This window comes from Halomonas cerina (genome assembly GCF_014192215.1).
Classification (GTDB): Bacteria; Pseudomonadota; Gammaproteobacteria; order Pseudomonadales; family Halomonadaceae; genus Halomonas; species Halomonas cerina.
The window spans coordinates 81,295-94,983 of sequence record NZ_JACHXP010000015.1; the positions used below are offsets into that span (position 1 = coordinate 81,295).

The following is a 13,689-nucleotide window of genomic DNA, read 5'->3' on the forward strand; positions in this document are numbered from 1 at the left end:
GACGGTCAGGGAGACGGCAGAGGCAACAGGGTGTCGAGACCCGCAACCCGGGTCAGGCGGGCCAGGGGGGAGGAGAGGTGGACCGCCTGGACCTCCACCCCATGCTGACGGGCGATGCGGGTCCATTCCAGCAGCACGCTGATGGCGACACTGCTGATCCGGTCCACCCCCCGCAGGTCGAAGGCCACGGTACTGGCGGCCGGGCGCGAGGCGATCCAGTCGCCTCCGGCGGCAGCCATGGCCGCCGCCTCGCCGAAATCGACACTGCCGACCACTGCCAGCACGGCATCCTGCGTCTCCAGCCGGGTGCCGTGCCGCTCGAGCAGCACACTCATGCGCTGCCGCCCTGCTCCAGTTCCTCCACCGCGAGCTCGGGCGCCCAGCTCTGGATGACGGCGTCATAATCCCGATTGTGATCGCGCATGGCCTGATCGAACTGGTTACGGAAGGTCAGCCCCAGGTTGATGCCGTTGACGATCACGTTGACCACCTTCCACCGGCTGTCGTCGAGGCGCAGGGTGTAGCTGACCGGATAGACCGTGCCGTCCTTGGCCACGATCTCCATGTCCACGCTGGCCTGGTCCTCATAGCGCGGAGCCTGCTGATTGTCGAGCACCCGGATCTCGCGATAGTCGAAGGTGATCAGCCCCTTCGCATAGGTGTCGATCAGGGTCTGGCGGAAGGTGTCCACGAACCGCGAACGCTGCCGGGGCGTGGCATTGGAAAAGTAGCGTCCCATCACGCTGGCCCCGATATAGCGGAAGTCCGCCACCCCCTCGAGACTCTCATCGACGATGCGCTCGAGCTCCTCGATGTGCTCGGCGAAATAGTCCTCGCGACCCTCGATACGCGTCATCAGCGCCTCGATGCTGTCGCGGATCAACTGTTCCGGGCTCTGGGTAGGCTGGGCCACCGATGGCAGGGCTACCAACACCAGGCACAGGGCCAGCAGCAGGTGGCGCAGCCGGAGAAAGGGATGCATCTGGATCATCGTCACGACTCCTCGCCGGTCACTCGGGACCGGACTCATTCCTTGGCCAGGGTAGAAACGAACTGCTGGATCAGTTCTTCGAGCACCAGTGCCGACTGGGTATCGCGCACGGTGTCACCATCACCGAGCGTCTCGGGGGCCCCGCCCATCGAGAGCCCGATGTATTGCTCGCCGAGCAGGCCGGCGGTGAGGATGGCGGCCGTGCTGTCCTCGGGCAGCGCCCCCTCGAGCGTGGCATCGACCTCCATGACCACCCGGGCATCGAACCACTCCGGGTCGAGCTCGATGGTCGTCACCCGCCCCACCGTGACGCCGGCCATGGTGACCCGGGCCCGCGGCTTGAGGCTGCCGACATTGGCGAAGTTGGCCTCCAGCCGGAAGGTGTCGCCGGGCGCCGAGAAGGTCAGGCCACTGACCCTCAGGCCCAGGAACACCAGGCCGAGGATGCCGGCCAGCATGAACAGGCCGACCCCCAGCTCCATCGTCTTGCTGCGCTTCATTCCATGTCTCCAAAAGTTCGCGACGGCTCGGCCCTTGCCATCTGCCTCATGAAAGCCCACCGAACATCAGGGCGGTCAGCACGAAATCCAGGCCCAGTACCGCCAGAGACGAGTAGACTACAGTGCGGGTAGTGGCCCGCGAGATGCCTTCCGAGGTGGGAATCAGATCGAAGCCCTGGAAGACGGCGATCCAGGTCACGACCAGGGCGAACACCACGCTCTTGATCAGGCCGTTGGCCACGTCGTCGATGAACTCCACGCTGGACTGCATGTTGCCCCAGTAGGAGCCCTCAAAGACCCCCAGCCACTCGACACCGACCAGGTACCCCCCATAGATACCGACCACGCTGAAGCCGATGGTCAGCAGCGGCAGGGACACGAAGCCGGCCCACAGCCGCGGGGCGACCACCCGGCGCAGCGGGTCGACACCGATCATCTCCATGCTGGTCAGCTGCTCGGTGGCCTTCATCAGGCCGATCTCAGCAGTGAGCGCGGACCCGGCCCGACCGGCGAACAGCAGCGCCGCCACTACCGGCCCCAGCTCGCGCAGCAGCGAGAGCGCCACCATCTGTCCCAGCGCCTGCTCGGCGCCGAAATCCACCAGGATGGTATAGCCCTGGAGTGCCAGCACCATGCCGATAAACAGTCCCGAGACCAGCACGATGGCCAGCGACATCACCCCGACGAAGTGCATCTGGCGCAGCCACAGGCGCAGCCCCTCGGCCGTCGGCACGCCGACGGCAGACAGCAGCAGGAAGACGGCGGCCCGCCCCAGCGCCTCGATGATGTCACAGGAGCGCTGCCCCAGCCGCCGGATGCAATTGATCATCGCGGCCCTCCCGCGCCCAGCAGGTCGGCATGAAAGTCCAGCGCCGGATAGTGAAATGGCACCGGCCCGTCCGGCTCGCCATGGATGAACTGGCTGACCCGCGGGTCCTCGTCCACGTCGAGGCTCGCCGGCGTCCCGTGGGCCATTACCCGGCCGTCGGCGATCACATAGACATAATCGGCGATCGACAGCGTTTCCTTGATGTCGTGGGAGACCACGATGGCGGTCAGGCCCAGGGCATCGTTGAGCCGCTTGATAAGCTGCACCAGCACGCCCAGGGAGATCGGGTCCTGACCGGTAAAGGGCTCGTCGTAGAGAATCAGCTCCGGATCCAGGGCGATGGCACGTGCCAGCGCCACTCGCCGCGCCATGCCACCGGAAAGCTCCGAGGGCATCAGCTCGCGAGCCCCACGCAGGCCAACGGCCTCGAGCTTCATCAGCACCAGATCTCGAACCATCGACTCCGGCAGGTCGGTGTGCACGCGCAGGGGGAAGGCCACGTTCTCGAAGACATTCAGATCCGAGAACAGCGCTCCGCTCTGGAACAACATGCCCATGCGACGGCGTAGCCTGAACAGCGCCTTGCGCGACAAGGCATGCACGTCCTGGCCGTCCAACTGCACCCGACCGCGATCGGGGGTGAGCTGTCCGCCGATCAGCTTGAGCAGAGTCGTCTTGCCCGTGCCGCTGGGGCCCATGATGGCCGTGATCCCGCCACGGGGAATGGCCATGTCGACGCCACGGAAGATCTCCTTGTCGCCACGAGAGAAGTGCAGGCCCTCCACTTCCACGAAAGGGGAATCTGTCATCGAGATGCCTTGCCGAACCAAATTATCGAACATCGTATCCTAACTCGCCATCGCTGCGCCAGCGCCTTGCGTGCCGCCGGCTCAGCATGTTCAATGAACGCCCCTGAGCCGTCGGACATCGCCCGTCACCATGCTGGTTCCCTTCCTCGTCGTCATCCTCGGCCTCGCCGGCCTGACGTGGAGTGCTGACCGCTTCGTCGGTGCCGCCGCCGCTACCGCCTGGCGAGCCGGCATGAGCACGCTGCTGGTGGGCATGACCATCGTCTCCCTCGGCACCTCGGCCCCGGAGATCATCGTCTCGGTGATGGCGTCCCTGGATGGCGCCCCGAACCTGGCCACCGGCAACGCGCTAGGCTCCAATATTGCCAATATCGCCATGGTGCTGGGGGTGACGGCGCTGGTCGTCCCGATCCCCGTGCGCTTCTCCATCGTGCGCCGCGAGCTGCCGCTGCTGCTGGGAGGCACAGGGCTGGCCGGCTATGCCCTGGCCAACGGCCACCTGGACCGCCTCGATGGCCTGCTACTGCTCCTGCTGCTGGGATTCAGTCTGTGGTGGCTGTTCTGCGCCGATGCTCCCGACGAGACGCAGCACGAGGGCATCCCCGGCATGCCGCTGTGGCAAGCCCTGGCCTGGCTCGTCGGCACCCTGGCGATCATGGGGGCGAGCTCCCGCGTCCTGGTCTGGGGGGCCAGTGAGTTGGCGCGTGGGTTGGGCGTCAGCGAGCTGATCATCGGACTGACCGTGATAGCCATCGGTACCAGTCTGCCGGAACTCGCGGCCTGTGTGGCCAGCGCCCTGAAACGCCATCACGACCTGGCCATCGGCAACGTGATCGGCTCCAACCTCTTCAACATGCTCGCCGTGCTGCCGATGCCGGCTCTGCTCGCGCCCGGCGCCACCGACCCGGCCGCCGCCGGACGCGACTACCCGGTGATGCTGCTGCTCACCCTGGCCCTGGGCGCGCTGCTGCTGTGGAATCGACGAGGCTACCTGAACCGACTGCCAGGCGCCCTGCTGGTCCTGGCCTACCTCGCCTACCTGGCCAGGCTGGGTAGCGCCGGCGCCATGGCGGGAGGCTGCCCCCTTGAGTGAAACCGCGCAACAGGCAACAATCTCCGTCATGACCGATGAAACGCACTCCCCGGCCGGCACCTCTCCCCTGCGCGACAGCGCACGGCGCACCCTCGAGCTCGAACAGCAGGCCATCGCCGCTCTGTGCGAGCGGCTGGATGCCCACTTCGATCGCGCCTGCGAGCTGATCCTCGCCTGCCGCGGGCGAGTAATCGTGACCGGCATGGGCAAGTCCGGCCATGTCGCCGGCAAGATCGCCGCCACCCTGGCCAGCACCGGGACCCCGGCCTTCTTCGTCCATCCCGGGGAGGCCAGCCACGGCGACCTGGGCATGATCACCCCCGGCGATGTGGTACTGGCCCTGTCGAACTCCGGCGAGACCGCCGAGGTCACCGCCCTGCTACCGCTGCTCAAGCGGCTGGGCACCCCCTTGATCAGCATGACCGGACGCTCCGGTTCGACCCTGGGACGGCATGCCGACGCCCATCTGGACGCCGGCGTCGAGCGCGAGGCCTGTCCACTGGACCTGGCCCCCACCTCGTCCACCACCGCCGCCCTGGCGCTGGGCGATGCCCTGGCCGTCGCCCTGCTCGAGAGCCGCGGCTTCACCGCCGAGGACTTCGCCCGGTCCCACCCGGGTGGTAGCCTGGGCAAGCGGTTGCTGCTCAAGGTTTCGGACCTGATGCATCAGGGCAACCGCCTGCCCCAGGTATCCCTCGGCAGCCCGTTACGCGACGCCCTGCTCGAGATCACCCGCCAGGGGCTCGGCTTCACCTGCGTTACCGACGAGGACGGCCGGCTGGCCGGGGTCTACACCGACGGTGACCTGCGCCGCACCCTGGATCAGCACGGCGACCTGCATGCCCTGCGGGTCGACGATGTCATGACCGTGCCGGGCAAGCGCATCGCCCCCGACACCCTGGCTGCCGAGGCGGTCCGCCTCATGGAAGACAACCGCATCACCGCGCTGGCCGTGGTGGACCCCGACGGCCGCCCGGTCGGCGCCCTGCACATGCACGATCTGCTGGCCAGCGGCGTCATCTGACCTCTACGACAAGGACCCCCCATGTCTTTCGATTCCCCCCTGCTCGACCCCCAGCTCGTCGACCGCCTGCGCCGCCTGCGCCTGCTCGCTCTGGATGTCGACGGCGTGCTCACCGACGGCCGCCTCTACTTCCAGGCCGACGGCATCGAGATCAAGGCCTTCCATACCCACGACGGCCACGGCATCAAGCTGCTGCAGCGGGCCGGCATCCAGGTGGTCCTGATCACGGGCCGTGATTCCCCCATCGTCAGTCGACGCGCCGCGGCACTCGGTGTGGTGCATGTGATGCAAGGCGTCGAGAAGAAGCTGCCCGCCCTGCAGCAGCTCTGCACCCGGCTCGACCTCGACCTCGAGCAAGTGGCCTTCTGCGGTGATGACATGCCGGACGTGGGTGCCATGAAACGCGCCGGCATCGGCATCAGCGTGCCTGGCGCGCCGAGCTACATTCGCAAGCATGCCGACTGGGTTACCGAGCGTCCCGGCGGCCACGGCGCGGTACGCGAGATCTGCGACACCCTGCTGCAGGCCCAGGGCCACTGGGACGCGGTACTGGATACCTACCTCCATGGGCAGGGCTGATCGCGCATGACCCTACCGCGTCTCTCGTATCGGGTCTGGCTGTTCCTGCTGTTGCTGGCCCTGGGGGGCGGCCTGGCGCTGCTCGACATGCGTGACACCCCCCCGCCAGGCCCCGTGCCGCGGGATGCCGCCGGCGAGCCCGACTACTACCTAGAGGAGGCGCGGCTGACCCGCTTCGATGCCGCGGGGCGCCCTCATCAGCAGCTGACGACGCCGCGTCTGGTGCATACTCCCCAAGACGACGTGACCCGTCTCGAGGCGCCACGGGCGCGCCTGATCGATGCGTCGCAGCGCGTATGGCTGGCCCACGGCGATACCGGCACTCTGGGTGCCGGCGGCAACCCGCTGACCCTGACGGGCCATGCACAGCTCGAGGCTCCCGCGGAGCGCTGGCACCTGGCGACCGAGATCCTGCATTACGATGCCGATGCCGGACACGCCTGGAGCGAGACGCCCGTGGTTCTGCGCCAGCCGCCGCAGACGATGCGCGCGGAGCGCTTCGATGCCTGGATCGATGACAGCCGCGCGCGCTTGACCGACAATGTGCGCGGCCACCATCCGCCTGAGCCCCGAGAGGAGCCCGCCTCATGAAGCGACCCGTACGCGCGTCCCTGCTGGCCCTGAGCCTCTTCCTCCTAGCCCTGGCCGTCCTGCCGGCCTGGGCCCTGGAGGGGGACGCCAGCGCCCCCATCGAGGTGGTGGCCGATCGGCTGGACCTGGATGACCGCGCCGGTACCGCGGTCTATCGCGGCGATGTCGAGATCCGCCAGGGCAGCATGCGGCTCACCGGTGAACGGGTCGAGATCCAGCGCAATGCGGCGGGCCAGCTGACCCGAGCCACGGCCACCGGCGAGCGCGCCTACCTCGAGCAGAAACCGGCGCCTGACGAGCCCTTGGTGCGCGGTTGGGGCCGCACCGTGATCTACCACGTCGCCGAGCGGCGCATCGAGCTGATCGACCGGGCCGAGCTCCATCAGGGCGGCGATACCTTCGACGGTGGTTACCTGGAGTACTTTCTCGACCGTCGCGTGGTCCAGGCACGCGCCGAGGCCGAGGGGGTCCAGGACCGCCAGCGGGTACGCATGACCCTCGAGCCGGAGCGACAGGAGAATCCATGAAGACCCTTCGTGCCCGGCACCTGGCCAAGAGCTACAAGCGGCGTCGCGTGGTCCAGGATATCAGCCTGACCATTGGGCAGGGCCATATCGTCGGCCTGCTCGGTCCCAATGGGGCCGGCAAGACCACCTCCTTCTACATGATTGTGGGCCTGCTGCGCGCCGACGCCGGCGAGGTGGCCATCGACGACCTGGATCTCTCCCGGGCCGCCATGCACGAGCGGGCTCGCGCCGGCATCGGCTATCTGCCCCAGGAAGCCTCGATCTTCCGCAAGCTCTCCGTCGCCGACAACATCATGGCCATCCTCGAGACCCGGCGAGACCTTGATCGCATCGGCCGCAAGGCGCGTCTGGAGAAGCTGCTCGAGGACTTCCATGTCACCCATATCCGCGACAACCTCGGGATGAGCCTGTCCGGGGGCGAGCGCCGTCGGGTGGAGATCGCCCGGGCACTCGCCACCGAGCCCTCCTTCATCCTGCTCGACGAGCCCTTCGCCGGGGTCGACCCCATCTCGGTCGGCGAGATCAAGAGCATCATTCGCCAGCTCAAGGCCCGCGACATCGGCGTGCTAATCACCGACCACAATGTCCGCGAGACGCTGGACATCTGCGACCATGCCTACATCGTCGGTGACGGTCAGATCATCGCCGACGGCAATGCACAGGCGATCCTGGCCAATCAGCGTGTCCGGGAGGTCTACCTGGGCCAGGACTTCAGGCTTTGAGGCCTGACCATGCGCCAACCCACTGATCTAAAGCAATGCCGGCCCAAAAGGCATGGAAATTGCGCATGGCATGCAACTTGCAGAAAATCGACTTGCATGCCGCTCCCTGCGGGACTAGGGTGAGAGCTTTCCGGCAGTTCGAGTGGTTTCTCCCATGGCCTTGAAGGCGTCCCTTCAGCTGCGGGTCGGCACCCAGCTGACCATGACCCCCCAACTGCAGCAGGCTATCGCGCTGCTGCAGCTCTCCACCCTGGACCTCCGCCAGGAGATCCAGCAGGCGCTGGAGTCCAATCCCATGCTCGAGCTCGAGGAAGAGTTTGGCGAGATGGCGGTGAGCGAGGCCACCGAAGAGACATGGTCCAGCGAGATTCCCGAGCAACTCACCACCGACAGCGAGTGGTCCGACACCTATCAGGACCTGGCCCCATCCGGTGGCAGCGGCGAGGGACCGGATTTCGAGCGCCAGGCCGCCGGCCAGAGCCTGCAGGGCCACCTGGCCTGGCAGCTGGCCATGACCGACCTGGACGCGCGCCAGCGACTCATCGCCGAGAGCCTCATCGATGCCGTCAACGCCGACGGCTACCTGGCACAGTCCCTCGAGGAACTGCGCGACGGGCTTCGCGACCAGGGCCTCGAGGGCCTCAAGACCCGCGAGGTGGAGCAGGTGCTGATGCGTCTGCAGCAATTCGAGCCCACCGGCATCTTCGCCCGGGACCTGCACGAGTGCCTGATACTGCAGCTCGCCAGCCTGCCCGACGATACGCCGCTGCTGCCCCAGGCCCGGCGCCTGGTGCGCCAGTTCCTCGAGGCCCTGGCGGGAAATGACCGACGCCTGCTGAAACGACGCCTGGGCCTCGAGGACGATGCCCTGGACGCGGTGATCCAGCTGATCCGCCACCTCGACCCGCGCCCGGGCAGCGCCTATGCCGATAGCCGCAGCGACCATGTCATTCCCGACCTGGTCGTGCGCCAGACGCCCGAGGGCTGGCAGGTAGAGCTGAACCCGGAGGCCATGCCGCGCCTACGCATCCAGCCCGATTATGCCGCCTTGATCCGCCGCGCCGACAAGAGCCAGGACAACCAGTTCCTCAAGGACCACCTCCAGGAGGCTCGCTGGCTGCTGAAGAGCCTGTCGAGCCGCAACGATACCCTGCTGCGGGTCGGACGCGAGATCATGGTCCGCCAGATCGACTTTCTCGAGCAGGGCGAGGAGGCCATGAAGCCATTGATCCTGGCCGATATCGCCCAGACCGTGGAGATGCATGAGTCGACAATCTCGCGGGTCACCACCCAGAAGTTCATCCACACGCCGCGCGGCATGTTCGAGCTCAAGTACTTCTTCTCCAGTCAGGTGGGGGGCGGCGGCGGCGGCGACGCCCACTCCAGCACCGCCATCCGCGCCCGGATCCGCAAGCTGATCCAGGAGGAACCGCCCCGCAAGCCGCTCTCCGACAGCAAGTTGGTCATGCTGCTGGCCGAGGACGGTATCGAGGTGGCCCGACGCACCGTCGCCAAGTATCGCGAGGGCATGAATATCCCCTCCTCCAGCGAGCGCAAGCGCCTGCGCTGATCCTCGACATCCCTGACGCGTCAGCGCCTGTCACGCGGGCCACGCGCGCCTTCGCGTGAGGGCTAGAGCCCGGCCCGAATCCGTGCAGTACAAGGGGTTTGCACGGCCGTAAAAAGGGTTACAATCGGATCACCACCCGAAGGACCAAGGAGCGTGTCATGCAAGTCAACATCACCGGCCATCATGTGGAACTGACCGACGCCCTGCGTGACTATGTGCAAGAGAAGCTGGCCCGCATCGAACGCCACTACGATAACATCACCACCGTGCAGGTCACGCTCTCCGTCGAAAAGGAACGCCAGCAAGCGGCCTGCATCCTGCATGCCGCCGGTGCCGATCTCCATGCCGAGGCCGTTGACGACGACATGTATGCCGCGATCGACGCCCTGGCCGACAAGATGGACCGCCAGTTGGTCAAGCACAAGGAAAAGGCCCAGGCCCGCGCCCAGGGCGCCGGTGCTCGCTGACCCGTCATGACACTGGAAACCATCCTCCCTCCCGAGCGTACCCTCTTCGGCGTGCCAGGGGGCAGCAAGAAACGGGTGCTGGAATTCTTCAGTACCTTCATCGCCCAGAACACCCCCAGCCTCGACAGCCAGGAAGTCTTCAGCCGTCTGATTGGGCGGGAGCGTCTCGGCAGCACCGGGATCGGTCACGGGGTGGCCATTCCTCATGCCCGGAGCCCGCACTGCAAGGCCCCTATCGCCGGCTTCATGAAGCTCGCCGAACCGGTGGACTTCGATGCCATGGACGGGGAACCCGTGGACCTGGTGTTCGTGCTGTTGGTGCCCGAGGAAGCGGATGACGCCCACCTCGCCCTGCTGGGTGAGGTGGCCGGCATCATGAATGATGCCGACACCCGTAGCCAGTTGCGGCACTGTACTAGCCAGCGCGACCTGCACGAGCGTCTCATCGAGGCCATCCGGCGACAGGCGCCGCCCGCCCACCAGTGAGCCGCCCGTCAAGGTGCATCCGGCCCGCCCGTCTATCCGACCAGGAGTCCCGCCATGCAGCTCGTGATCATCAGCGGTCGTTCCGGGTCGGGCAAGTCGATCGCCCTGCAGGCGCTGGAGGACACGGGCTTCTACGCCATCGACAACCTGCCGGCCATGCTCCTCGGTCCCTTGGTCGACGAATTGCGCAACGGCCGCTCGTTGCGCTCCTCCATTGCGGTGAGCATCGACGCACGCAACCTGCCGGACGCCCTCCAGCGTTTTCCGAGCCTGCTGGAGGAGGTTCGGGCCCGAGATATCGACTGCCAGGTGGTCTACCTGACCACCGATGCCCGTATCCTGCTGGAGCGCTACTCGGCCACGCGCCGGCGCCACCCCTTGACCCGGGACAGCCACATGACCCTGGCCGAGGCGATCGACCGGGAGGAAGAGGCGCTGGCCGAGATCCGCGATCTTGCCGATCTGGTGATCGACACCTCACGCCTCTCGGTCCATGAGCTCAGGGGGCGCATCGCCGACCAGGTGGGCAGCCACCGGGCCGAAGAACTGACTCTCACCGTGGAGTCGTTCGGCTTCAAGCGTGGCGTGCCTCTGGACGCCGATATTGTCTTCGACGCCCGCTGCCTGCCCAACCCCTACTGGGACCCGAGCCTGCGTGACGCCACGGGCCGCGACACCAGCATCATCGCCTTTTTAGACGCCTACCCGATGGTCGCCGAGATGCACGATGACATCCTGGCCTGGGTCGAGCGCTGGCTGCCGCGCTACCGCGCCAGCCAACGCAGCTACCTGACCGTGGCCATCGGCTGTACCGGCGGCCAGCACCGTTCAGTGTATCTGGCCGAGCGGCTCGCCCGGGCGCTGGCCGGCCGGCGACCGGGCGTGCGGCTGCGTCATCGCGAACTGGGTCTGCAGCGGAACCTGCAGACCGATGCCATGGAAGACTCCGAGAAGGAAGGATGTTGAGGCGTGCCGAGCCGTAACCTGACCCTCACTAACAAGCGGGGCCTGCATGCCCGGGCCGCCACCAAACTGGTGCAGTGTTGCCAGCCCTACGCCGCCCGGGTCACCGTGAGGCGCGGCGAGCAGCAGGCCGAAGCGAGCAACATCATGTCGCTGCTGATGCTGGCCGCTCCCTGCGGCACCGAACTGACCCTCGAGGCCGAGGGCGAGGACGAGGAAGAGGTCCTGGATGCCCTGGAGGAGCTGTTCGAGGCCCGTTTCGACGAGGACGCCTGAAGAAGAAGGAAGAAGGAAGAAGGAAGAAGGAAGAAGGAAGAAGGAAGAAGGAAGAAGGAAGAAGGAAGAAGGAAGAAGGAAGAAGGAAGACAGGCTAGGCGATGCCCTTCCTTCTTCCAGGCGCGAAGCGCCGGTCTTCCTTCTTATCGCGGCGTAGCCGCGTCTCGGGCGCTACGCGCCCGCGACGGTCATCTCGTCGATCAACCAGCTGCCGGTGTGGATGCTGCCCCGCGTGTCGATGTCGTCACCGACGCCGGCCAGCCCCTTGAACATGGTCTCCAGGTTGCCAGCGATGGTGAACTCCTCCACCGGGTGCTGGATCCTGCCCTCCTCCACCCAGAAGCCGGCCGCGCCGCGGGAGTAGTCCCCGGTCACGCCATTCACACCCTGCCCCATCAACTCGGTGACCAGCACCCCGCGGCCCAGCCGCGCGAGCAGGGCCTCCCGGGACTCGAGCGGCGCCTCGATCCGCAGGTTACGCGCCCCGCCGGCATTGCCGGTGGTCTCCATGCCCAGCCGCCGGGCGCTGTAAGCCGAGAGCATGTAGCTGGCCAGCCGGCCATGCTCCACGAAGACGTTATCGCGGGTCTGGACCCCATCGTTGTCGAAGGGGCTACTGGCCATAGCGCCCCGCTCCATGGGGCGCTCGAACAGCGAGAACCACTCGGGGAAAAGCGTCTCGCCCAGGCGGTCGCAGAGGAAGGACGCCTGGCGATAGAGGGCCCCGCCGGCGATGGCGCCCATCAGGTGACCGACCAGGCCGCTGGCCAGGCTGGGATCGAAGAGCACCGGCATCCGCCCAGTCGCCGGGCGGCGGGCCCCCAGCCGCCGCAGGGTACGGGTGGCGGCACTGCGTCCCACGGTCTCCGGTGCCCACAGGTCGTCCGGGTGACGCGCGCTGGTATAGTCGTAGTCGCGCTGCATCCCGCCCGCGTCCTCGGCGATCAGCATGCAGGACAGCGAATGCCGGCTACCGCGCTGACTGCCCAAAAAGCCGTGGCTGTTGCCGTAGACCCGCACGCCCTCGCCACTGGAGAGGCTGGCGCCGTCGGAGCTCTTGATCCCGTCCATGCCGCGACCGGCCGACTCGCAGGCCAGGGCGATATCGATCGCCTCCTCGGTGGTCAGGGGCCAAGGATGGTGGACCTCGAGGTCCGGCAACTCGCGGGCCATGAGGGAGGCATCGGCCAGGCCGGAGGCCGGGTCCTCGCCGGTGTGGCGGGCGATGGCCAGAGCCTTTTCCACCACGTCGCGGATCGACGCCTCGCCGGCATCGGTGGAGGAGGCGCTGCCCTTGCGTTGCCCCACATAGACGGTCACCGCGATGCCCTGGTCCCGGGAGAGCTCGACGGTCTCCACATCGCCCTCGCGCACGCTGACGCCGACCCCCTGGTCGACGCTGGCGCCGAATTCGCAGGCATCGGCGCCCAGCTGGCGCGCCAGCGCCAGGGCCGTCTCGGCACGGGACTCGAGCAACCGCTGCTGGGCGGCGGCATCGAAAGCCTCTGTCATGAAAGTCTCTCCTCACTACGGCCGGCCTCGGGGCCGGCAATCACGTGCATTGTCCAGCCCGCCGCGACGGGCTGATATACTGGGCCATTTCCGACCTCCGACGAAGTGGAACCGGCATGACCCAGGATGACCTTTCCCCGGCCGACGAACGGCCCAGCAAGTCCCAGCTCAAGCGCGAGATGCATGCCCTCCAAGTCCTGGGCGAGCGGATCATCGCCATGAGCGACGCCGAGCGGGCCCGCCTTCCCCTCTCCGACGACCTGCTGGCCGCCGTGGAGGAGACCGGCCGCATCCGCGCCCGGGAGGCCCGCCGCCGGCACATGCAGTATGTCGGCAAGCTGATGCGCCGCGAGGACCTCGACGGTATCCAGGCCGTCTTCGACGAACTCGACCAGGAGCAGCTGCGTCGCGACCACGCCTTCCATCGCCTCGAGACCTGGCGCGACCGGCTAATCGACGAAGGCGATGACGCCGTCGAGGCCTTCATCGCCGAGTTTCCCGATGTCGATCGCCAGGCCCTGCGCCAGCTGATCCGCAACGCCCGCCGCGAGCGCGAACAAAGCAAGCCGCCCACCAACGCCCGCCGGCTGTTCAGGCTGATCCGCGATTCCGCAGGACTCTAAAGCGCCGGGCTACGGGCCACGGGCAGCGAGCCAAGCTCGAAGCTCGAAGCTCGAAGCTCGAAGCTCGAAGCTCGAAGCTCGAAGCTCGAAGCTCGAAGCTCGAAGCTCGAAGCTCGAAGCTCGAAGC

At 67.1% G+C, this 13,689-nt stretch carries 18 protein-coding genes; 12 read left to right on the plus strand and 6 right to left on the minus strand.

Going from position 1 to position 13,689, the window contains the following annotated elements; genetic code table 11:
- Positions 1–5 precede the first annotated feature (5 nt).
- Genes FHR94_RS14355 through FHR94_RS14375 form a run of 5 tightly spaced genes read right to left on the minus strand, consistent with a single transcriptional unit; the run spans position 6 to position 3,129 of the window.
- Positions 6–335 carry an STAS domain-containing protein gene (locus FHR94_RS14355; protein WP_183326476.1) on the minus strand — a complete coding sequence of 110 codons (330 nt, stop codon included), beginning with the start codon at positions 333–335 and terminating at the stop codon, positions 6–8.
- Positions 332–991, minus strand: a complete 660-nt coding sequence (locus FHR94_RS14360) for an MlaC/ttg2D family ABC transporter substrate-binding protein (protein WP_183326478.1) — start codon at positions 989–991, stop codon at positions 332–334. Before FHR94_RS14360 ends, FHR94_RS14355 begins: the two co-directional genes overlap by 4 nt.
- 35 nt (positions 992–1,026) lie before the next feature.
- Positions 1,027–1,491, minus strand: a complete 465-nt coding sequence (gene mlaD, locus FHR94_RS14365) for an outer membrane lipid asymmetry maintenance protein MlaD (protein WP_183326481.1) — start codon at positions 1,489–1,491, stop codon at positions 1,027–1,029.
- A 46-nt stretch (positions 1,492–1,537) separates the two neighbouring features.
- Entirely contained in the window at positions 1,538–2,320 is a 783-nt protein-coding gene (mlaE, locus tag FHR94_RS14370; protein ID WP_183326483.1) for a lipid asymmetry maintenance ABC transporter permease subunit MlaE, read from the minus strand.
- Positions 2,317–3,129, minus strand: coding sequence for an ABC transporter ATP-binding protein (locus FHR94_RS14375; protein WP_183326484.1), 813 nt, complete (start codon positions 3,127–3,129; stop codon positions 2,317–2,319). Before FHR94_RS14375 ends, mlaE begins: the two co-directional genes overlap by 4 nt.
- Before the next feature lie 130 nt (positions 3,130–3,259).
- Here FHR94_RS14375 and FHR94_RS14380 point away from each other — a divergent pair, with 130 nt between their 5' ends.
- The 11 genes from FHR94_RS14380 to FHR94_RS14430 all read left to right on the plus strand — a co-directional run bounded on the left by FHR94_RS14380 (position 3,260) and on the right by FHR94_RS14430 (position 11,427).
- The gene (locus tag FHR94_RS14380) at positions 3,260–4,222 is read left to right on the plus strand and encodes a calcium/sodium antiporter (protein WP_183326486.1); all 963 of its coding nucleotides are present in this window, start codon (positions 3,260–3,262) and stop codon (positions 4,220–4,222) included.
- 28 nt (positions 4,223–4,250) lie between these two features.
- Positions 4,251–5,246, plus strand: coding sequence for a KpsF/GutQ family sugar-phosphate isomerase (locus FHR94_RS14385; protein WP_183326489.1), 996 nt, complete (start codon positions 4,251–4,253; stop codon positions 5,244–5,246).
- A 21-nt stretch (positions 5,247–5,267) separates the two neighbouring features.
- The gene (locus FHR94_RS14390; RefSeq protein WP_183326491.1) at positions 5,268–5,825 is read left to right on the plus strand and encodes a KdsC family phosphatase; all 558 of its coding nucleotides are present in this window, start codon (positions 5,268–5,270) and stop codon (positions 5,823–5,825) included.
- Between the two features lie 6 nt (positions 5,826–5,831).
- Positions 5,832–6,416: an LPS export ABC transporter periplasmic protein LptC gene (gene lptC / locus FHR94_RS14395; RefSeq protein ID WP_183326493.1), complete on the plus strand. Its 585-nt coding sequence runs from the start codon at positions 5,832–5,834 to the stop codon at positions 6,414–6,416.
- Entirely contained in the window at positions 6,413–6,943 is a 531-nt protein-coding gene (lptA, locus tag FHR94_RS14400; RefSeq protein WP_183326495.1) for a lipopolysaccharide transport periplasmic protein LptA, read from the plus strand. The genes lptC and lptA overlap by 4 nt, the downstream gene beginning before the upstream one ends.
- Positions 6,940–7,665 (plus strand): LPS export ABC transporter ATP-binding protein, encoded by a 726-nt coding sequence (lptB, locus tag FHR94_RS14405; protein WP_183326498.1) that lies wholly within the window; start codon positions 6,940–6,942, stop codon positions 7,663–7,665. The genes lptA and lptB overlap by 4 nt, the downstream gene beginning before the upstream one ends.
- A gap of 154 nt (positions 7,666–7,819) precedes the next feature.
- A complete protein-coding gene (locus tag FHR94_RS14410) occupies positions 7,820–9,235 on the plus strand; it encodes an RNA polymerase factor sigma-54 (RefSeq protein ID WP_183326500.1) in 1,416 nt (471 codons plus the stop codon).
- A 158-nt stretch (positions 9,236–9,393) separates the two neighbouring features.
- On the plus strand, positions 9,394–9,702 hold the full coding sequence (gene hpf / locus FHR94_RS14415) for a ribosome hibernation-promoting factor, HPF/YfiA family (RefSeq protein ID WP_183326503.1): 309 nt from the start codon (positions 9,394–9,396) through the stop codon (positions 9,700–9,702).
- 6 nt (positions 9,703–9,708) lie between these two features.
- Complete coding sequence (locus tag FHR94_RS14420; protein ID WP_183326506.1) at positions 9,709–10,188, plus strand: PTS sugar transporter subunit IIA; 480 nt, start codon at positions 9,709–9,711, stop codon at positions 10,186–10,188.
- Positions 10,189–10,242: 54 nt separating this feature from the next.
- Positions 10,243–11,154, plus strand: a complete 912-nt coding sequence (gene rapZ, locus FHR94_RS14425; protein ID WP_183326508.1) for an RNase adapter RapZ — start codon at positions 10,243–10,245, stop codon at positions 11,152–11,154.
- Positions 11,155–11,157: 3 nt separating this feature from the next.
- Positions 11,158–11,427, plus strand: coding sequence for an HPr family phosphocarrier protein (locus FHR94_RS14430; RefSeq protein ID WP_183326510.1), 270 nt, complete (start codon positions 11,158–11,160; stop codon positions 11,425–11,427).
- Between the two features lie 171 nt (positions 11,428–11,598).
- On the opposite strand, the gene pmbA is transcribed toward FHR94_RS14430, so the two are convergent.
- Entirely contained in the window at positions 11,599–12,939 is a 1,341-nt protein-coding gene (gene pmbA, locus FHR94_RS14435) for a metalloprotease PmbA (RefSeq protein ID WP_183326512.1), read from the minus strand.
- Positions 12,940–13,055: 116 nt separating this feature from the next.
- Here pmbA and yjgA point away from each other — a divergent pair, with 116 nt between their 5' ends.
- Positions 13,056–13,562, plus strand: coding sequence for a ribosome biogenesis factor YjgA (yjgA, locus tag FHR94_RS14440; protein ID WP_183326514.1), 507 nt, complete (start codon positions 13,056–13,058; stop codon positions 13,560–13,562).
- Positions 13,563–13,689 lie beyond the last annotated feature (127 nt).